Annotated in this window: 17 protein-coding genes and 1 riboswitch; of the genes, 5 read left to right on the top strand and 12 right to left on the bottom strand. The window is 70.7% G+C overall.

The features are described from left to right. Both ACFVYK_RS15770 and ACFVYK_RS15765 read right to left on the bottom strand, forming a co-directional pair. Positions 1–425, bottom strand: a 425-nt coding sequence (locus ACFVYK_RS15770; RefSeq protein ID WP_389773688.1) for a hypothetical protein, incomplete at its 3' end; no start/stop codon positions are given. Between the two features lie 221 nt (positions 426–646). Beyond that, complete coding sequence (locus tag ACFVYK_RS15765) at positions 647–1,507, bottom strand: thioesterase family protein (RefSeq protein ID WP_389773685.1); 861 nt, start codon at positions 1,505–1,507, stop codon at positions 647–649. A 143-nt stretch (positions 1,508–1,650) separates the two neighbouring features. Here ACFVYK_RS15765 and ACFVYK_RS15760 point away from each other — a divergent pair, with 143 nt between their 5' ends. After that, a complete protein-coding gene (locus ACFVYK_RS15760; protein WP_389773682.1) occupies positions 1,651–2,886 on the top strand; it encodes an alpha/beta hydrolase in 1,236 nt (411 codons plus the stop codon). Here ACFVYK_RS15760 and ACFVYK_RS15755 read toward each other — a convergent pair. The 10 genes from ACFVYK_RS15755 to ACFVYK_RS15710 all read right to left on the bottom strand — a co-directional run bounded on the left by ACFVYK_RS15755 (position 2,795) and on the right by ACFVYK_RS15710 (position 14,372). Continuing rightward, positions 2,795–3,451: a trimeric intracellular cation channel family protein gene (locus ACFVYK_RS15755; RefSeq protein ID WP_389773679.1), complete on the bottom strand. Its 657-nt coding sequence runs from the start codon at positions 3,449–3,451 to the stop codon at positions 2,795–2,797. The genes ACFVYK_RS15760 and ACFVYK_RS15755 overlap by 92 nt on opposite strands. 56 nt (positions 3,452–3,507) lie before the next feature. Continuing rightward, entirely contained in the window at positions 3,508–4,899 is a 1,392-nt protein-coding gene (locus ACFVYK_RS15750; RefSeq protein ID WP_389773677.1) for a M1 family metallopeptidase, read from the bottom strand. A gap of 96 nt (positions 4,900–4,995) precedes the next feature. Further along, positions 4,996–6,369: an ABC transporter ATP-binding protein gene (locus ACFVYK_RS15745; protein WP_389773674.1), complete on the bottom strand. Its 1,374-nt coding sequence runs from the start codon at positions 6,367–6,369 to the stop codon at positions 4,996–4,998. 17 nt (positions 6,370–6,386) lie between these two features. After that, the gene (locus tag ACFVYK_RS15740) at positions 6,387–7,484 is read right to left on the bottom strand and encodes an ABC transporter ATP-binding protein (protein WP_389773672.1); all 1,098 of its coding nucleotides are present in this window, start codon (positions 7,482–7,484) and stop codon (positions 6,387–6,389) included. After that, positions 7,481–8,479, bottom strand: coding sequence for an ABC transporter permease (locus tag ACFVYK_RS15735; protein WP_389773669.1), 999 nt, complete (start codon positions 8,477–8,479; stop codon positions 7,481–7,483). The genes ACFVYK_RS15740 and ACFVYK_RS15735 overlap by 4 nt, the downstream gene beginning before the upstream one ends. Before the next feature lie 110 nt (positions 8,480–8,589). Beyond that, positions 8,590–10,386, bottom strand: coding sequence for an ABC transporter substrate-binding protein (locus tag ACFVYK_RS15730; RefSeq protein ID WP_389773666.1), 1,797 nt, complete (start codon positions 10,384–10,386; stop codon positions 8,590–8,592). 91 nt (positions 10,387–10,477) lie between these two features. Further along, entirely contained in the window at positions 10,478–11,485 is a 1,008-nt protein-coding gene (locus ACFVYK_RS15725; RefSeq protein WP_389773664.1) for an ABC transporter permease, read from the bottom strand. A gap of 313 nt (positions 11,486–11,798) precedes the next feature. Continuing rightward, the gene (locus tag ACFVYK_RS15720) at positions 11,799–12,593 is read right to left on the bottom strand and encodes an enhanced serine sensitivity protein SseB C-terminal domain-containing protein (protein ID WP_389773661.1); all 795 of its coding nucleotides are present in this window, start codon (positions 12,591–12,593) and stop codon (positions 11,799–11,801) included. A 229-nt stretch (positions 12,594–12,822) separates the two neighbouring features. Then, the gene (locus tag ACFVYK_RS15715) at positions 12,823–13,617 is read right to left on the bottom strand and encodes an enhanced serine sensitivity protein SseB (RefSeq protein ID WP_389773659.1); all 795 of its coding nucleotides are present in this window, start codon (positions 13,615–13,617) and stop codon (positions 12,823–12,825) included. A 71-nt stretch (positions 13,618–13,688) separates the two neighbouring features. After that, positions 13,689–14,372 carry an AAA family ATPase gene (locus ACFVYK_RS15710; RefSeq protein ID WP_389773656.1) on the bottom strand — a complete coding sequence of 228 codons (684 nt, stop codon included), beginning with the start codon at positions 14,370–14,372 and terminating at the stop codon, positions 13,689–13,691. 178 nt (positions 14,373–14,550) lie between these two features. After that, a riboswitch (glycine riboswitch) is annotated at positions 14,551–14,650 on the top strand. Between the two features lie 180 nt (positions 14,651–14,830). Between ACFVYK_RS15710 and gcvT the strand changes: the two genes are divergently transcribed. The 4 genes from gcvT (at position 14,831) to ACFVYK_RS15690 (ending at position 19,249) form a co-directional block, all read left to right on the top strand. Beyond that, positions 14,831–15,958 carry a glycine cleavage system aminomethyltransferase GcvT gene (gene gcvT, locus ACFVYK_RS15705; protein WP_389773655.1) on the top strand — a complete coding sequence of 376 codons (1,128 nt, stop codon included), beginning with the start codon at positions 14,831–14,833 and terminating at the stop codon, positions 15,956–15,958. Between the two features lie 119 nt (positions 15,959–16,077). Further along, positions 16,078–16,455, top strand: a complete 378-nt coding sequence (gene gcvH, locus ACFVYK_RS15700; RefSeq protein ID WP_389773653.1) for a glycine cleavage system protein GcvH — start codon at positions 16,078–16,080, stop codon at positions 16,453–16,455. A 14-nt stretch (positions 16,456–16,469) separates the two neighbouring features. Beyond that, the gene (glyA, locus tag ACFVYK_RS15695) at positions 16,470–17,753 is read left to right on the top strand and encodes a serine hydroxymethyltransferase (protein ID WP_389773650.1); all 1,284 of its coding nucleotides are present in this window, start codon (positions 16,470–16,472) and stop codon (positions 17,751–17,753) included. A 128-nt stretch (positions 17,754–17,881) separates the two neighbouring features. Continuing rightward, positions 17,882–19,249 carry an L-serine ammonia-lyase gene (locus ACFVYK_RS15690; protein ID WP_389773648.1) on the top strand — a complete coding sequence of 456 codons (1,368 nt, stop codon included), beginning with the start codon at positions 17,882–17,884 and terminating at the stop codon, positions 19,247–19,249. The last annotated feature ends 66 nt before the right edge of the window (positions 19,250–19,315 follow it).

Genomic DNA, 19,315 nt, shown 5'->3' with positions numbered 1-19,315 from the left:
CAGAGCTGCCCCTGACCGGCGGCCTGGCCGCCGACGCCGGGGCCGCCGCAGCCGCCGCCCTGACCCCCGCCCGGGCCGCCCTGACCCCCGCCCGGGCCGCCCTGGCCGCCTCCCCGGCCCGCGCCGGGGCCGCCGCTCGCCGCACCGGTCGGCGTACCCGTCGGGGCGCCCGTCGGCCGGCCCGACGCCGCCGCCCCGGACGGGGCTCCGGACGGGGCTCCGGACGGGGCTCCGGACGGCGCTCCGGACGGCGTGCCGCCCGGCATGCCCGAGGCGGCGCCCGACGGCGGCCGGCAGGACTGCTGGGCGGAGGCGCCGCCGCCGGTGGAGGAACTGTCCGAGCCGCAGGCCGCCAGGACGAGGGGCGAGAGCGCCAGCAGGGCCACCGCGGGGACGAGACGGACGGGCGTCAGCGCACGCTTCATGAGAGACCGCTCCAGGGAGGATGAGGGGAACCTGAGAGCAGGAACTCAACCAACGGCCCCTGGGGCTTCCTTGAGCCCTCTCTGTCCGCCGCCTGTCCATCGGGTAAAGCACGTCTCAAGTGACCTCGCCGGCCCGGGAGTTCACCGGCAAGCCCGGCCGGCACACCGGTACGGCTCCGTGACGGAGGCCGCCCTCGTGGGCCGGTCGGGCCGGGAGGCCCTCAGCCGAGCCTGACCCGGGCCAGCTGCCGCGACTGCGCGACGAGCCGGTCCGCGCTGTCCCAGATCTCGGCGTCCTCCTCCAGGAAACCGCCGGCGAGGTTGCGGGTGGTGATGGACACGCGCAGCGGGCCCGGGGCCGGACGGCAGCGGACGTGCACCGTCAGCTCGACGGTGGGGACCCAGCCGCGCAGACCGATCTCGAAGGCGGTGGGCGGCAGCGCGTCCACGGCGAGGAGAAGGGAGAGCGGGTCGTGGTCGCGGCCGTCCTTCAGACCGAACCAGGCCCGCATCTCGCCCTTGCCCGAGGGCTGTCCGAGCGCCCAGCCGAGGGTGGACGGGTCGAGCTTGAGCATCAGACGCTCGGTGATGGCGGAGCTGCCGTCGACCGGCGCCGGTCCGTCCTCGGGGCCGAAGCACTGGTCCATCGGCGGGATCGCGGGCGGCTTCGCCGTGGTGCGGACGTCGTCCGGCAGCGCGTCGAGGTCGCCGTAGGAGGCGAGGACGCGGATCCGCTCGACCTCGTCGCCGTTCTCGTCGTACTGCAGGAGCGAGGCCTGGCCGGTGGACAGCGTGCGGCCGGTGCGGACCACGTCGGTGCGGACGATCGCCGGGCCCGGCTGGGAGGGGGTGAGGTAGTGGGCCGAGATCGTGAAGGGGTCGCCGTGCGGCAGGGCGTCCGCGAGCGCGCGCCCGAGGATCGCGAGGAGGTAACCGCCGTTGACGGCGCTGATGATCGTCCAGCCGGCCGACAGGTCGATCTCGTAGACGCCCGGCGCGCGCCGTGTGAGCGCGGTGTCCCGGTCGAACTCGCTGTCGCCGATGGCGGCCCGCCGGGCCGTCGCCGTAGCTGCTTCTGCCATGGCTGCACGGTACAACACTTGATTACTAAGCAGTAGCTTTTCCGGCGGTCCTACCATCTTACCGTCGGCCCGGGACTGCAATTTCTTGGTAAGTGTCCGAACTCGTCCGTAACCTCGACGCCTGGTTGCCCCTCTGCTAAGGCATGAGCCTCACCGGGACTCCGTTCCTCTACACCCTGATCGCGCTGTCCGCCGTCGCCGTCGCGCTGCCGCTGCTGGCGTGGTCGCGACTGCGCGGACCGCGGATCCTGCGCGCCGCGGCCCGGGTCATGATGCTGCTGTTCGCCCAGGCCACGGCCGTGAGCCTGGTCTTCGTCCTGGTCAACAACGCCAACAACCTGTATGACACATGGGACGACCTCCTGGGCACCGGCACCCATGTGGAGCAGGCCGCCGACCTCGGCGCCGACGGCACCGGAGGCATCGCGCTGAACCGGCTGCCGAAGGTAAGACAGAAGTTCACCCTGGGGGACGGCGCGGCGCTGCACGCGGCCGGCGGCGTGCGCGTCACCCAGGTGCACGGCCGGGTCTCCGGCGTGAACGCCGAGGTCTACGTCTGGCTGCCCCCGCAGTACGACGAACCCGCCTACGCCCACCGGTCCTTCCCCGTCGTGGAGCTGCTGCCGGGCTACCCGGGTTCCGCGAAGTCCTGGTTCGGGACGCTGCACGTGCACGAGCAGCTGGCCCCACTGATGGGCAAGGGCAGGATCGCGCCGTTCATCCTGGTCGCACCGCGCACCACCCTGCTGCCCGGCGTGGACACCGGCTGCGCCAACGTCCCCGGCACCGTCAACGCCGACACCTGGCTCAGCGTCGACGTGCCGAAGATGGTCACGGACAACTTCCGGGTCCAGCCCGAGCCCAAGGGCTGGGCGGTGGCCGGGTACTCGGCGGGAGCCCACTGCGCGACCAAGCTCGCCGTCGCCCACCCCGACCGCTACCGGGCGGCGGTGAGCCTGTCCGGGTACAACGACCCGGTGGCCCAGCGCAACTCCCTGGCGGCGCAGGACACCGCCCTGCGCGCGGCGAACAACCCGTATCTGCTGCTGCGCAAGGCCGTCGCCCCGCCGCCGGTCGCGCTCTACCTCTCCGGCCAGCCGCACGACGGGTACGAGGCGGGCATGGCCCTGCGGCAGGAGGCGAAGGCGCCGACGACGGTGCACGTCGTGTACATCCCGAAGGACGCAGGCGCGCACAGCATGGCGTTGTGGCGGCCGCAGGTGGTGCCGGCGTTCCGCTGGCTCACGACGCAGCTGGGCCAGCGCGCGGTCGTCGGCGGGAAGGGGTCTACTCCTCGCGCACCGTCGAGCGACGGTTCCAGGCGCGCGGAGCTCGCCAGTGGAAGCGCATCGCGAGCAGCCGCAGGACGAAAGCGGTGAGCGCGGCCGCCCCGCTGGCCAGTGGCGTGAGCATGCCGTAGCGGATGCACAGCGCCACCATGGCGGCGCCGGCCATCGCCGGGACCGCGTAGAGGTCGCGGTCCCAGCGCAGGAGCGAGGGCACCTCGTTGGCCAGCACGTCGCGCAGCACGCCGCCGCCGACGGCGGTGGCGAGCCCCAGGGCCGCCGACGCGGTCAGGTTCAGCCCGTAGTCGTACGCCTTCGTCGTGCCCGTGACGCAGAACAGGCCGAGGCCCGCCGCGTCGAAGACGTTGACGCCCAGCTGGATGCGCTCCACCTGCGGATGCAGGAAGACCACCAGCAGGGCGGCGAGCAGCGGCGTGAGGAAGTACCCCAGGTCGGTGAAGGCGGCCGGGGGCACCGCCCCGATCACCAGATCCCGGAACACGCCGCCGCCCAGCGCGGTGACCTCGGCGAGCATGGCGATGCCGAACACGTCGAAGTTCTTGCGGACGGCCAGCAGCGCGCCCGAGATGGCGAAGACGAAGATGCCGATCAGGTCGAGCGTGTGCTGGACGGAGGGGCTGAAGATTTGCTGGAGCACCCCTACATTCTCACCCAGCGCAAAGACTCCGCCTTACATTACAAGGCGGAGAAGCCTCACAGAGACGGTTTCGCCGGGGTGAACAGCCAGGTCTGGAAGAGGTCGTCGAGCTGTCGTCCGGAGATCCGCTCGGCGAGGCGGACGAAGTCGTCGGTGTCCGCGTTGCCGTAGCGGTGCAGCCTGGTCCAGGTCGGGAGCAGCCTGAAGAACGCCTGGTCGCCGATGCGCTCGCGCAGGACCTGGAGGGTCATCGCGCCGCGCTGGTAGACGGCGGAGGCGAACATGGTGTCGCGCTGCGGGTCGCCGACGGGGATCTGCCAGAAGGCGTTGTCGGCGGGACGGGCGTTGTAGCCGGCCAGGAACGAGTCGTGCGCCGACCGGACGCCCCGGTGCTCGGCCCACAGCCACTGGGCATAGGTGGCGAATCCCTCGTTGAGCCAGATGTCCTTCCAGTGGGCCACCGACACGGAGTCGCCGAACCACTGGTGCGCCAGCTCGTGCACGATCGTGGACTCGTTGCGGACGGCCGAGTACGCCGGCTTGGACTGCACCTCCAGGGAGAAGCCGGCCTGCGGCATGTCGTCGACGATCGCGCCGGTCTCCTCGAAGGGATACGGGCCGAAGACCTGCGACCAGTAGTCGGTGGCTGCCGCGGTGACGCCGTACACGTCCACGCTGTTGCTGTTCGCGAGCACCGGGTCGATCGCGACGTAGATCGGGGTGCCGCCGGGCGTCCTCCCGGTCTTCACGTCGAACTTCCCGATGGTGGCGGTCGCCAGGTAGGTGGCCATCGGCTTCGTCTCGCGCCAGTGGGTGTACGTCGAGCCGCCCTTGTCGTACGTCGAGACCAGCCGGCCGTTGGAGACCGCGGTCAGGCCCCGGGGCGCCTTGATCCGGATGTCGTAGGCGGCCTTGTCGGAGGGGTGGTCGCTGGACGGGAACCAGGTGGACGCGGCGTTGGGCTCGCAGGCCACGAAGACGCCGTCGGCGGTCTTCATCCAGCCGTAGTCGGACCCGAAGACGATGGGGCCGCCGAGGGGTTCGGGCACACCGCCGTAGGTGACGGTCACCTCGAAGGTCCGTCCCTTGCGGATCGCCCCGCGCGGGGTGATGCGGATCTCGTCGCCGGTACGGGTGAACTGCGCCTTCCTGCCGTCCACTTCGACCCGGGAGACCGCCAGTCTCTGCAGGTCCAGATCGAAGGACGAGAGGTTCTGGGTGGCGCGGGCGGTGATCGTCGTCCGGCCGTCGAGACGGTCGGTGTCAGGGTCGTAGGCGAGGGAGAGGTCGTAATGGCGGGCGTCGAAGCCGCCGTTGCCGAGCTGCGGGAAGTAGGCGTCGCCGATTCCGTCGGCGCCCGGGGTGGGGGCGGAGGAGGCGGCGATGACGAGGAAGGAGGCCGCCGCTGTCGCGAGGGCCCCCCAACGTGCCGAACGGGAGAGTGCCATGTGTCGTCCCTTCGAGCGCGTGCCGTTGTGCCGGACGCGGACGACTCTGCACTCTCCCGTTAAGGCATGTACATGACTTTACTAACTCGTCATGCCCTACTTGTCAGTTGACTCCTGGCCCTCGGACTTCGCGACCTCGCCGTCCTCGGTCTTCACGACCTCGGCCGGCTCCGCGACCTCGGCGGCCCCGGCCTTCTCGACATCGGCGGATCCGGCCTTCACGGCCCCGGCCTTCTCGACCCCGGCCGGCTCCGCGACCTCGGCGGACTCCGCCTCGGCCTCGGTCGCGCGGGACTCGCCGGCCACCGCCGCCGCCAGCGCCGCCGACGTCTCCGCCGACTCCGCGAGCACCTCGTCGGCCACCAGCTCCGCCGCCTCCTTGGCGACGGTCAGCAGAACGGTGTCCTGCGGAGCCTGGTCCTCGAAGTTCTCCGGGTGGTGGCAGGCGACCTGCTGACCGGTCCGCAGCTCGACGAGGACCGGCTCGGTGGTCTTGCAGATCTGCGTCGCCTTCCAGCACCGGGTGTGGAAGCGGCAGCCGCTCGGCGGGGAGATCGGCGAGGGCACGTCGCCCTTGAGCAGGATCCGCTCGCTCTTGGCGTTCTTGCGCCGCGGGTCCGGGATCGGCACCGCCGACATCAGCGCCTTGGTGTACGGGTGCATCGGCGACTTGTACAGCAGGTCCCGGTCCGCGAGCTCGACGATCTTGCCGAGGTACATCACCGCGATGCGGTCCGAGACGTGCCGGACGACCGAGAGGTCGTGCGCGATGATCACGTACGTGAGGCCGAGCTCCTGCTGGAGGTCGTCGAGCAGGTTGACGACCTGGGCCTGGATCGACACGTCCAGGGCCGAGACCGGCTCGTCGGCCACGACCAGCTTCGGGTTCAGCGCGAGCGCGCGGGCGATGCCGATGCGCTGGCGCTGGCCGCCGGAGAACTCGTGCGGATAGCGGTTGTAGTGCTCGGGGTTGAGCCCCACGACCGACAGCAGCCGCTGGACCTCCTTCTTCACGCCGCCCTCGGGCTCGACGCCCTGGAGCTTGAAGGGAGCGCCGACGATCGTGCCGATGGTGTGCCGCGGGTTCAGCGACGAGTACGGATCCTGGAAGATCATCTGGACGTCGCGGCGCAGCGGACGCATGCCGCCGACGCCGAGGTGCGTGATGTCCCTGCCCTCGAACTCGACCTTGCCGCCGGTCGGTTCGAGCAGCCGGGTGATCAGCCGGCCCATCGTCGACTTGCCGCAGCCCGACTCGCCCACGACGCCGAGCGTCTCGCCGGAGCGGACCTCGAAGTCGATGCCGTCGACCGCGTGCACGGCCCCGACCTGCCGCTGGAGCAGGCCCTTCTTGATCGGGAAGTGCTTCTGCAGCCCGGTCACCTTCAGCAGGACCTCGCCGGGGGCGACGTCCTTGGTGAGGCTCGCCCCCCGCTTCGTCGGGCCGTCGGCCTGCGCGGGAATGGTCACCGCTTTCGCTTCGTCACTCACAGCTTCGGCGCAATCTCTTCGGTCCAGATACGCTCCCGCTGCTCCTTGCCCAGGTGGCAGGCGGCCCAGTGCCGGCTGCCGACCTCGGCCAGCTCGGGCCGGACGGTGCGGGTGACGTTGTCCTTCGGCAGGTCCGCGTACGGGCAGCGCGGGTTGAAGGCGCAGCCGGACGGGATGTTGATCAGCGAGGGCGGGGAGCCCTTGACCGGGATCAGCCGCTCCTGCTGGTCGCGGTCCAGACGCGGCATCGAGCCGAGCAGACCCCAGGTGTAGGGGTGCCGGGGCTCGTAGAAGACCTCCTCGGCCGGGCCGCGCTCGACGCAGCGGCCGCCGTACATCACCAGGATGTCGTCGGCGAGTTCGGCGACGACGCCCAGGTCGTGGGTGATGACGATGACCGCGGAGCCGAACTCCTTCTGCAGGTCGCGGATGAGGTCGAGGATCTGCGCCTGGACGGTCACGTCCAGGGCGGTCGTCGGCTCGTCCGCGATCAGCAGCTCGGGGTTGTTGACCAGCGACATCGCGATCATCGCGCGCTGACGCATACCGCCGGAGAACTCGTGCGGGTAGCTGTCCACCCGCTTGTCCGGCTGCGGGATGCCCACCCGGTCGAGCATCTCGACCGCACGGCGCTTGGCGGTCTTCTTGTCGACGTCGTGGTGGATGCGGTACGCCTCCACGATCTGCTGGCCGATCGTGTAGTACGGGTGCAGCGCCGACAGCGGATCCTGGAAGATCATCGCCATCTCGCGGCCGCGCAGCTTGCGCACGTGGTCGGGGTCGGCCGACAGCAGCTCGGTGCCGTCCAGCCAGATCTCGCCGGAGATCTGCGCCTTGCGCTTGCCGTACTGGCCGGCGGTGTGCAGGCCCATGATGCCCAGCGAGGTCACCGACTTGCCGGAGCCGGACTCGCCCACGATGCCGAGGGTCTTGCCCTTCTCCAGCTGGAAGCTGAGCCCGTCGACGGACTTGACCAGGCCGTCGTCGGTCGGGAAGTGCACCTTGAGGTCGCGCACTTCGAGGAAGGACGTCGGCGCGGGCGAGGCGGGGGTGGGCTCGCCCACGGCCGCTCCGCTCTTGCTGAGTTCGGTCACGTGAGCCTCACTCGGGGGTCGATCACGGCGTACAGGATGTCCACCACGAGGTTGGCGACGAGCACCGCGAGGGAAGTGATCAGGGTGACGCCCACGATGATGGGCAGATCCTGGTTGCGGATGGCGTCCAGCACGGCCCGGCCGAGACCGGGCAGGTTGAACGTGGACTCGGTCAGGATCGCGCCGCCGATGAGGGCGCCGAGGTCCATGCCGAGCATGGTGAGGATGGGCGTCATCGTCGAGCGCATGGCGTGCTTGCCGATGACGGTGGTCTCCTTCAGGCCCTTGGCCCGGGCGGTGCGGATGTAGTCCTCGCCGAGGATCTCCAGCATGGTGGCGCGGGTGATCCGGGCGTACATCGCCGCGTACAGGAAGGCCAGGGTGATCCACGGCAGGATCATCGCGCCGAACCAGCCGGAGAAGCTGTCCTCCAGCGGCACGTACTGCGCGTCGATCCAGTGGAGCCCGAAGGCGAAGATCGCCAGGCTCAGCATGCCGGTGAAGTAGATGGGCAGGGAGACGCCCGCCAGGGCGACCACCATCGCACCGCGGTCCCACAGGGTGCCCCGCTTGAGCGCGGAGAGCACGCCCGCCGCGACGCCGAAGACCAGCCACAGCACGGCGGCGCCGAGCGCGAGACCCAGGGTCACCGGGAAGCGGTCGGTCAGCACCGGCCAGACGGCCTGCTCGCTGCGGAAGGAGTAGCCGAAACACGGTGCGGCGCAGTGGATGGTGTCGCCTCCGCCGGTGTACGTGCGTCCGGCGAAGATGCCCTTGAAGAACTCCCAGACCTGCGCGTAGATCGGGTCGGCCAGACCGAGCTTCTCGCGCACGCCCTCGACGGCGGCAGGGTCGGCCTGCTTGCCCACGAAGCTCAAGGCGATGTCGACGCCCGCCCACTTGGGGAAGAGGAAGAAGATGCTGAAGACCACCATGACGATGACCACGAGCATCACTGCGGCGGCGAACAACCGCCTGATGAGGTAAGCGAGCACAGCTCTCGGCCCGCCGCGGACCGCGGGCCACCGGAGATTGTCCGGTGGCCCGCGATCACGCTGCGCCGGCCTTCACCTGCCTTTCGTGCCGTTCGGCGGGTGTGCCGGGTTTACTTCTTGGGGTTCTTCAGACCGAGGTTGACGAAGTCGTACTGACCGCTGTAGCCGTCGGTCGTGTAGACGTTCGCCAGGTTGTCCGAGCGCCAGTTGATGAACTTCTCGAAGACGAAGGGCAGGTAGTACGCGCCCTCCATGACCTTGTGGTTGATCTCCGTGGCGATCTTGGTCTTGCCGGCGTCGTCCAGCGTGGTGACGTACGAGTTGAACAGGCCGTCGATGGCCTTGTCCTTGATGAGCGCGTAGTTGTTGTTACCGCTCTGCTGGATGTACTTGCTGTCCCACAGCGGCAGACCGAAGCCCTGGACGGACGGGAAGTCCGGGCCCCAGCCCATGATGATGATGCCGTAGCCCTTCTTCTGCACGTTCGAGGGGCTGCCGATGATGCCGGTGGTCTGCGAGCCGTCGAACTGGTCGATCTCGGCGGTGATGCCGATCTTCTTCAGCGACGCCTGCAGGGACTGGGCGGTGGCCACCTCGACCGGCTTGTTGTTGCGCACCGCGATGGTGGTCTTGAAGCCGTTCGGCTGACCGCAGGCCTTCAGGGCCTCCTTGGCCTTGGCCACGTTGCCGTTCTTGTTCGCGCCGGCCAGCTCGTACGGGTCGTACTTCTGGCCCTCGGAGCCCGCGACGGACGGCGGCAGCATGTTGGTGCCGATGTCGCCGCCGGCCACCGGGCCGCCGCGCGCGGTCTGCAGCGACACGTGGTCGGCGCCGAGGATGACGGCCTTGCGGCAGTCGATGTTGTCGAACGGCTTCACGCTCTGCGGGAATACCGCGTAACGGATGTAGCCGGAGACCGGGTTGTCCAGGTTGGCCTTGTGCTGCTTCAGGGCGGTGGTGCGGCCCTGCGGCGACATGCCGGTCTGGGTGAGGTCCAGGTCCAGGTCACCGTTGAGCAGACGCTGGTCGAGCTGGTTGGCGTCCGAGTAGAACTTGACGGTGATCTTGTCCGGGTAGGCCTTGCGGACCGGGTCCGACGCCTGCTTCCAGGAGGTGTTGCGGACCAGCGTGAGGTCCTTGCCCGGGCTGTACGACTCGAACTTGTACGGGCCGGAGGAGAACGGGTGCAGCTGGTACTTGGCCTTGGTGTCCTTGTCCTGGCGGACCGGGGACGCCGAGATCAGGGCCAGCATCTCCTGGAAGTCGGAGTTGGCCTGCGGGAGCTTGAAGACGATGGTCTTGTCGTCCGGCGTCTCGATGGCCTTCAGGCCCAGCTTGTCCGCGGACGTGTCCTTGTAGGGGCCCTTGTACGCGCCCTTGGGGTCGAGCACGTCCTTCAGGTACGTCGGACCGCCGGACAGCACGTCCTGCGCCCACACGCGCTCGATGCCGTACTTGACGTCCTTGGAGGTGATCGGCTTGCCGTCCTCCCACGTGACGCCGTCGCGCAGCGTGTACGTGTAGGTCTTGCCGTCGTCCGAGACCTTGGCGAGACCGGACGCGAGGTCGGGGGTCAGCTCGGCGCCCGCCTTGCCCGGCTCCGTCTTGTTCGTGACGAGCTGGCGGCTGTAGTAGCGCGCGAAGTTCCACATCATGCCGTAGTAACCGCGCGTGGTGTCCCACGAGTCGGCGTCCTGGGCGCTGCCGAACTTCAGCGTGCCGCCCTTCTTGGCGGCGGAGGCCTGGGCGACCTTGTTGTTCGCGGCGTCGAAGCCGGCGGCGCCGGTGCTCGAGCCCTTGTCGTCGTCTCCGCCACCGCCGCACGCCGCCGTGGTCAGCAGCGCGGCGACCGCGGCGGCAGCGGCAAGTGCCTGCTTCCGCCGCCCTGAGGTGCGTTGGGTAGTCACGATCTCGGATCCTCCGGATAGATGAGAGCCCCCGTGTGAAGGTCACGGGACGGTTGGGGCGCCGGGTTCGGCGGTGCCGCTGTTCTGCGGTTCAGCGGGATGCCTTCGGGTCCAGCGCATCCCGGACGCCGTCGCCGAAGAGGTTGAAGGCCAGCACGGTGATGAAGATCGCCATACCCGGGACCACCATGTACATGGGGTCCGACTCGTAGTAGTCGATCGCGCTCGAGAGCATCTGTCCCCACGAGGCGGTGGGCGGTTTGACGCCGACGCCCAGGAAGCTCAGGGCGGCCTCGGTGAGGATGTTGGTGGGGATCATCATCGTCGTGTACACGACGATCGGGGCGACCAGGTTGGGCAGCAGTTCCTTGAACAGGATGTACAGCCGCCCGGCACCGAGCGACCGGGCGGCCTCGACGTACTCGCGCTCACGCAGCGAGAGCGTCTGGCCGCGCACCACACGTCCGACGTAGGGCCAGCCGAAGAAACCGATGACCAGGATCATGACGAAGACGCGCACGCTCGAACCGGTCAGGCCCAGCATCTCGTTCGGCATGACGGAGACCAGGGCGATGATGAAGAGCAGCTGCGGGAAGGCGAGCAGACCGTCCATCACGCGGCTGATCAGGGAGTCGATCCAGCCGCCGAAGAAGCCGGCGAGGATGCCGAGCACCGTTCCGAGGATCACGGCCACCACGGCGGACAGGAAGCCGACCAGCAGGGAGATCCGGGCCCCGTAGAGGATGCGGGCGAAGATGTCGCGGCCGTTGACCGGCTCGACGCCGAGCAGGTGGTCGCCGCTGATGCCGCCCAACGAGCCCGTGGGCGTGCCGAAGAGCGGGTCGATGAGGTTCTCGTGGTACTCGTTCGGGTCCTGCCCGAGGAGGCTCGTGATGACGGGCGCGAGCAGCGCGACCACCACGAGGAGGAGCACCACGATTCCGCCCGTGAGGGCGAGCTTGTCCCGCTTGAGGCGTTCCCAGGCGATCCGGCCCAGGGAACGGCCCTGAACGGCCTTGGCGTCGCCGCTGGCGACCGCCGCTTCCTCGGCCGCGCTCGGGGCCGCTTCCGCGGTCGGCTCGTGCAATGGTGCCGTCATCTGGCAGGGACCCCTCTCAACCGGCGGTAGCCGGCCCGCACTTGCCGCTGTAGCGGCGTGATCAGTCCGTGATACGCAGGGGATAAGTCCCCCTGGAGCCGGAGTCTTCAACGCTTTGGCGATCTGTTGCCAGACTTGACGGTGAATGGATGCGTAAACGTGATGCGGGTAGAGGGGTTCCGTTATCCGGACGGCGGGTAACGCCCCCCGGACAGGGACTTATCCGGACACTTTGGGCGCGTCCGGTAGTTATCGCCGCTATCTACGCGCGAAGAAGTCCGACTCCTGCCACGCGGAAGGAGCGGCGAACGCGTCAGTAGCGTCCGGTGGGCGGAAAGCCGTAACCGCCCGCGGGAGCCTGCGCGGGGGCCGCCGCGTGCGCCTCGCGGTCGTAGAACGGCCGCGCGTTGGCGCGCATCCACATCACGACGGGGTCGTACTCGTCGGTCATGGCGACCGTGGAGACCGGCAGCCCGTCCGGCACCGCGCCGATGGACTGCTGCATCATGGCGCGGACGGCGTCCACGGCCGGCGGCGAGGACTCGTAGACGTCCAGACCGAGGGCCAGGTAGGGCGCGCCCAGCGCCGGCTGCACCCAGGCCCGGCGCAGCGCGCGGACCACCGGGGTGCGGTGGGCGTTCTGCGCCAGCAGGGCGTAGAACTGCGGGATCTCGATGGCGGGTTCGGACAGCCGCAGCGGGCCGGCGGGCTGGCGTTCCAGGCCGGTGGCGATGCGGCGCAGGTCCAGCCACGGGATGCCGATGCCGCCGCCGGGGGCGTGCGGGTTCAGCCAGAGGCCGTAGTGGTCGGGGTAGAGCGTGCGGGCCGCGTCCAGCCCGTCGATCACCTCGTACGATCTGTTCCAGCCGCTGGCGCTGAGCTCCTGGGCGGAGGTCACGCACGGCGCGTAGCCGTGGCCGTCGACCTCCATGTTCCCGTACTGCGCGTCCGGGGAGCCGGCCTGGCCGTGCCACAGCAGCATCCAGAGCTGACCGGACGACGGGGTCGCGAGCGCGCGCAGGAGCGCCTCGTAGGCGTCGTAGCGCCCGGGCGTGACCTGGCGCAGCATGTGCTCGACCTGACCGGTCGCGATGCCGCTCGCGCTCACCTGTACCGCCCTTCTTCTGTGTTGCCCCGCGTCGGAGTCCAGCTTAAGCGCCCAAGGGCTCGGGGGGCGTGGTGCGTTGGCGGGCGCTGTCCGTTCGAGACCGGACGCCCCGCGGCGCAGCCGCCCGCGCGCCCCGGACCGACCGCCTCAGGGACGCCGGCGCGGGCGCCTCACGGACTCCGGCGCGGGTGCCTCAGGGACGCCGGCGCGGGCGCCGGTGCGGCCGGGTCTAGGGCAGCCGGGCGTAGAAGGGCCGGACCCTTTCCCTCAGCCACTCCCCCACCGGGTCCTGGGTCACGTCCAGGAGCACCAGGTTGACGGGCCACGGCGACGGCGCCCTGCCCAGGGCCCTGCCGAGGGCCTCCAGCGGCAGGGCGCGCAGGTCGCCCTCCCACGCGGAGAGCTCCACGCCGACGAACATCACCGGGTCCGCCGTCTCGATCGCGGCCAGGCAGCGGCGGGCCGAGCGCACCACGCCGATCGCCTCGAACTCCGCGGAGGCCGCGGCCAGGAAGTCGATCGGGTCGTCCTGCCAGTCGGGCTCGTAGAGGCGGACGCGGCCGCCGCTCGCCGGACCGTCCAGCGCGGTGCGGCCCGCCCGGCACAGCTCGGCCACGGCCGGCGGCGGCAGCGGGACGCCGACCACGCCGTCGGGGTTGACCAGGATGCCGACCTGCGGGGGCAGCCCGCGGGCGAACTCCACGGCCGGCGCGATCGTGTACGACATGTGCGCGCCGACGACCTGGCGGAACTGTTCCTCGGAGCTGAACACCGGGACGTAGACCTGGCCGTCGAGCTCCATGGTGGGCAGGTCGAGAGGGCCGCTGTGCGGGCCGCCGCCGGCGGGCAGCGGCACCCAGACGAAGCTGCGGCCGAGCACTTCGACGATCCGGCCGCCGGCCTGGGGCACGCCGAGGGAGGCGGAGAGCACCTCCTCCAGCTCGTTGCCGGGCCATCCGCCGTGCGGATGGGGGTGTGCCTGCGCCGGGAAATCCGTCGGGAAGTCCGCCGGGGGGAAGTCCATCTGCCTACCGCCTGCCGAGAACCGCTCACGCTGCTGTGGCTGAAAGGCTAGCGGGTGCCGGGCGGGCCGGTTCAGCCCGTGAAGCCGATGCGGCGCAGGACGTCGGCCGCGGACCGGTCGAGCAGGACCGCCGCGCCGCACCCCGCGGGCAGCCGGCCCCTCTCCACCGAGCGCAGCAGACGGGCCGCCGCACGGCGGTGCCGCAGGAAGGCGTAGCGCGAGACGCCCCGGCCGCGCTCGCGCTGGCCCTCCAGAGCGGCGTCGGCGCCGACGTCGAGGAGGAGCAGGTGGAGCGTGCCGCCCCGGCGGCGGGCCTCGCGGGCCAGCCAGCCGCGGACCCAGGACTGGGTGCCGCAGTCGTGCACGACGACTCCCTCGCCGCCGCGCAGGACGCGCCGCAGTCCGGCGTAGTGGGAGAGCCGCACGAGGGGGCGGTAGAGGGCGTAGGGCAGGAAGCGGGGCATGCGGGCGTCCCAGCGCTCGCGGGTGTCCTGGGAGTCGACGCGGACGCCGTTCACGGTCCGCCGCATCAGCGTGGACTTGCCGCCGCCGGGCAGGCCGGTCACCACGACCACGTCACGGGGGCCGAAGAGGAGGCCGTGCGGGCTGCGGCCGGCTCGCTCGCGCAGGTCGCGGACGACGGGCGCGGGCTGTGCGCCGCACGCCTCCCGGGCCCGCCGGCCGGGCTGCGTGGGCACCGCGATCCCCGGGCCGGTCGCGAATGCCGTGGTCCTCGCCGTGGTCGTCCGCTTCACCGTGATCGTCCTCCCCTGGGGTCGGGTGTCCCTCGTCCCCGTCGAGCGTAAAGAGAAGGTAATGCGCGGCGCCTCGCGTTTTCGTGCGCGTAGCGACACAAGCCGGTCACAGATACGCGCCTGCCCCGATCGGGGCAGGCCGTGCGATGATGGCCGCGCCAACTGCATACCGGCCGTTCGAATCCGCGCGGGAGAGTCCTCAGCAGCAGCTTCGCTGGGGCGCCGAAGGAGCAAGTCCCTCCCTTGAATCTCTCAGGCCCAGTCACCGCGCGGGCGAGGCACATCTGAAAAGCGGGCCGCCCCCGGGCGGCTCCACCCAAGGTGCAAGCCACGATCTTCGCGATCATGGCGAACCTCTCAGGTTCCGATGACAGATGGGGAGGAACGACCTCGCCCTCCCCCATGCTCGGATCCTCGCGCGGGGAGGGACCCCGTTGCCCCTGGGAGACGACCGACCGATGAGCACCACCGAACCCACGGCCGTGCGCCGCACCGCGCTCGACGCCCTGCACCGTTCGCTCGGCGCGACGATGACCGACTTCGCCGGCTGGGACATGCCCCTGCGCTACGGCTCCGAGCGCGACGAGCACCAGGCCGTCCGCACCAGGGCCGGGCTCTTCGACCTCTCGCACATGGGGGAGATCGCGGTCACCGGCCCGCAGGCGGCCGCCCTGCTGAACCACGCGCTCGTCGGCGACCTCGCCGCCGTGGGCGTGGGCCGCGCCCGCTACACCATGATCTGCCGGGCCGACGGCGGCATCCTGGACGACCTGATCGTCTACCGACTGGCCGAGACCGAGTACATGGTCGTCGCCAACGCCTCCAACGCGCAGGTCGTGCTCGACGCGCTCGTGGAGCGGTCCGCGGGCTTCGACGCCGAGGTCCGCGACGACCGCGACGCCTACGCGCTGATCGCCGTCCAGGGCCCGCTGTCCCCCGGCATCCTCAGGTCGGTGACCGACGCCGACCTGGACGGACTCAAGTACTACGCCGGACTGCCCGGCACCGTCGCGGGCGTCCCCGCGCTCATCGCGCGCACCGGTTACACCGGCGAGGACGGCTTCGAGCTCTTCGTGAAGCCGGCGCACGCCGTCGAGCTGTGGCAGGCGCTGACCGAGGCGGGCGAGGGCGTCGGGCTGGTCCCCTGCGGCCTGTCCTGCCGGGACACGCTGCGCCTGGAGGCGGGCATGCCGCTGTACGGGCACGAGCTGAGCACCTCCCTCACCCCCTTCGACGCGGGCCTGGGCCGCGTGGTGAAGTTCCAGAAGGAGGGCGACTTCGTGGGCCGCGAGGCGCTCGCCGCCGCGGCCGAACGCGCCGGGGAGAAGCCGCCGCGGGTCCTCGTCGGCCTGGTCGCCGAGGGGCGGCGGGTCCCGCGCGCCGGGTACGCGGTCGTCGCCGGCGGCGAGGTGATCGGCGAGGTCACCTCCGGCGCCCCCTCCCCCACCCTCGGCAAGCCGATCGCGATGGCGTACGTCGACGCGGACCACGCGACGCCGGGCACGGGGGGCGTCGGCGTGGACATCCGCGGCGCGCACGAGCCGTACGAGGTCGTGGCGCTGCCGTTCTACCGGCGCGAGAAGTAGACACTGGGCGCGTCCCCGCGCCCCCCACGCGTGAGACTGCGCACATTTTCGCTGCTCACGCCCGCCTTCCCCAGTCCCCCCTTCATCAGCACTCCCTCGCGTACAGGAGAATTCAGGCCATGAGCAACCCCCAGCAGCTGCGCTACAGCAAGGAGCACGAGTGGCTGTCGGTCGTCGAGGACGGCGTCTCGACGGTCGGCATCACGGAGCACGCGGCCAACGCGCTCGGCGACGTGGTCTTCGTCCAGCTCCCGGAGGTCGGCGACGCGGTGACCGCGGGCGAGTCCTGCGGCGAACTGGAGTCCACGAAGTCGGTCAGCGAGCTGTACGCCCCGGTCACCGGTGAGATCACCGAGGTCAACCAGGACGTCGTGGACGACCCGGCGCTGGTGAACTCCGCCCCCTTCGAGGGCGGATGGCTGTTCAAGGTACGCGTCACGGACGAGCCGGACGACCTGCTCACCGCAGACGAGTACACCGCCTACACCGCCGGCTGAGGAGTCGTAGACGCATGTCCGTCCTGAACACGCCCCTGCACGAACTCGACCCGGAGATCGCCGCCGCGGTCGACGCCGAGCTGAACCGCCAGCAGTCCACGCTCGAGATGATCGCCTCGGAGAACTTCGCTCCGCTCGCGGTCATGGAGGCGCAGGGCTCGGTGCTGACCAACAAGTACGCCGAGGGCTACCCGGGCCGCCGCTACTACGGCGGCTGCGAGCACGTCGACGTCGCCGAGCAGATCGCGATCGACCGGGTCAAGGAGCTGTTCGGCGCCGAGTACGCCAACGTCCAGCCGCACTCGGGCGCGTCCGCCAACCAGGCCGCCCTGTTCGCGCTGGCCCAGCCCGGCGACACCATCCTCGGGCTGGACCTGGCGCACGGCGGCCACCTGACCCACGGGATGCGGCTGAACTTCTCCGGCAAGCAGTTCGACGTGGTGGCCTACCACGTGGACCCCGCGACCGGTCTGGTCGACATGGCCGAGGTGGAGAAGCTCGCCAGGGAGCACCGCCCGAAGGTGATCATCGCGGGCTGGTCCGCCTACCCGCGGCAGCTGGACTTCGCCGAGTTCCGCCGGATCGCCGACGAGGTCGAGGCCTACCTGTGGGTGGACATGGCGCACTTCGCGGGCCTGGTCGCGGCGGGGCTGCACGCCAATCCCGTCGAGTACGCCGACGTCGTCACCTCCACCACCCACAAGACGCTGGGCGGCCCCCGGGGCGGTGTCATCCTGGCGAAGAAGGAGTTCGCGAAGAAGCTGAACTCGTCCGTCTTCCCGGGCTTCCAGGGCGGCCCCCTGGAGCATGTGATCGCGGCCAAGGCGGTCTCCTTCAAGGTCGCGGCCTCGGAGGACTTCAAGGAGCGCCAGCGCCGTACAGTGGACGGTGCGCGGATCCTCGCCGAGCGTCTGACGGCCGAGGACACGCGCAAGGCGGGCGTGAACGTCCTGTCCGGCGGCACGGACGTCCATCTGATCCTGGTCGACCTGCGCGAGTCGGAGCTCGACGGGCAGCAGGCCGAGGACCGTCTCCACGAGGTCGGCATCACGGTCAACCGCAACGCTGTCCCGAACGACCCGCGGCCCCCGATGGTCACCTCGGGCCTGCGGATCGGCACGCCGGCGCTCGCGACCCGCGGCTTCACCGCCGAGGACTTCGCGGAGGTCGCGGACGTGATCGCGCGGACGCTGACGGCGCCCTCGCCGTTCGCGGAGGCCGACCGGGCGGAGCTGAAGGCACGGGTCACGGCCCTCGCCGACAAGCACCCGCTGTACGCCGCGCTGAACAAGTCCTGACCCGTCCCGACCCGTCCTGCACGAGCACGTCCCCGGTGGGACGCCCGGCATCCGCGAACCGGCGTCCGGCCTCCGGCGCCCGGTCCCCGGGTGCGGGCGTCCCGCCACCCCCGTCCTGAGGAGTACCCGTGGCCATCTCGGTCTTCGACCTGTTCTCGATCGGCATCGGCCCGTCCAGCTCCCACACGGTCGGCCCGATGCGCGCGGCGCGCATGTTCGCGCGCCGCCTGCGCAACGAGGGCCTGCTGGACTCCACCGCGTCGGTCCGCTGCGAGCTGTACGGCTCGCTCGGCGCGACCGGCCACGGCCACGGCACTCCCAAGGCGGTCCTGCTCGGCCTGGAGGGCGCCTCGCCCCGCACGGTGGACGTGGAGGGGGCGGACGAGCGGGTCGAGCGGATCAAGGAATCCGGCCGGCTGCGGCTGCTGGGCTCGCGCGAGATCCCGTTCTCCTTCGACGACGACCTGGTGCTGCACCGCCGCAAGGCCCTGCCCTACCACGCCAACGGCATGACGGTGTGGGCCCACGACGCCTCGGGCGCGGAGTTGCTGTCCAAGACGTACTACTCGGTCGGCGGCGGGTTCGTCGTGGACGAGGACGCGGTGGGCGCGGACCGCATCAAGCTCGACGACACGGTGCTGAAGTACCCCTTCCGCACGGGCGACGAACTGCTGCGCCTGGCGAAGGAGACCGGCCTGTCGATCTCCTCGCTGATGCTGGAGAACGAGCGCGCCTGGCGCACGGAGGACGAGATCCGGGCCGGGCTGCTGGAGATCTGGCGCGTGATGCGGTCCTGTGTGTCCCGGGGCATGTCCCAGGAGGGGATCCTGCCCGGCGGTCTGCGCGTGCGCCGCCGCGCCGCCATGACGGCCCGTCAACTGCGGGCCGAGGGCGACGCGCTGGCCCACTCCATGGAGTGGATCACGCTGTACGCGATGGCGGTGAACGAGGAGAACGCGGCCGGCGGCCGGGTGGTGACGGCCCCCACGAACGGCGCGGCCGGCATCATTCCGGCGGTCCTGCACTACTACGTGAACTTCGTGCCCGGCGCCGACGAGGACGGCGTGGTCCGCTTCCTGCTCGCGGCCGGCGCGATCGGCATGCTGTTCAAGGAGAACGCCTCCATCTCCGGCGCGGAGGTCGGCTGCCAGGGCGAGGTCGGCTCGGCCTGCTCGATGGCGGCGGGCGCGCTGGCCGAGGTCCTCGGCGGCTCCCCCGAGCAGGTCGAGAACGCCGCCGAGATCGGCATGGAGCACAACCTCGGCCTCACCTGCGACCCCGTGGGCGGCCTGGTCCAGATCCCGTGCATCGAGCGCAACGGCATGGCCGCGGTGAAGGCGGTCACGGCGGCCCGCATGGCCATGCGCGGGGACGGCTCGCACAAGGTGTCCCTGGACAAGGTCATCAAGACGATGAAGGACACGGGCGCGGACATGAGCGTCAAGTACAAGGAGACGGCCCGGGGCGGGCTGGCCGTGAACATCATCGAGTGCTAGGGCCCGAATTCGGCGCCCGCCTCTTCACACCCGCGCCCTTCCGCGTCGGCCCGCGGCGGTAATCGG

The organism is Streptomyces sp. NPDC058291, assembly GCF_042880855.1.
Classification (GTDB): Bacteria; Actinomycetota; Actinomycetes; order Streptomycetales; family Streptomycetaceae; genus Streptomyces.
This window is presented reverse-complemented; position numbering and strand designations above follow the sequence as displayed.

Coding starts and splice junctions, on each gene's coding strand:
- glyA (WP_389773650.1), top strand. CDS start 16,470: ATGTCCGTCCTGAACACGCCCCTGCACGAACTCGACCCGGAGATCGCC.
- gcvH (WP_389773653.1), top strand. CDS start 16,078: ATGAGCAACCCCCAGCAGCTGCGCTACAGCAAGGAGCACGAGTGGCTG.
- ACFVYK_RS15750 (WP_389773677.1), bottom strand. CDS start 4,899: ATGGCACTCTCCCGTTCGGCACGTTGGGGGGCCCTCGCGACAGCGGCG.
- ACFVYK_RS15715 (WP_389773659.1), bottom strand. CDS start 13,617: ATGGACTTCCCCCCGGCGGACTTCCCGACGGATTTCCCGGCGCAGGCA.
- ACFVYK_RS15760 (WP_389773682.1), top strand. CDS start 1,651: ATGAGCCTCACCGGGACTCCGTTCCTCTACACCCTGATCGCGCTGTCC.
- ACFVYK_RS15765 (WP_389773685.1), bottom strand. CDS start 1,507: ATGGCAGAAGCAGCTACGGCGACGGCCCGGCGGGCCGCCATCGGCGAC.
- ACFVYK_RS15725 (WP_389773664.1), bottom strand. CDS start 11,485: ATGACGGCACCATTGCACGAGCCGACCGCGGAAGCGGCCCCGAGCGCG.
- gcvT (WP_389773655.1), top strand. CDS start 14,831: ATGAGCACCACCGAACCCACGGCCGTGCGCCGCACCGCGCTCGACGCC.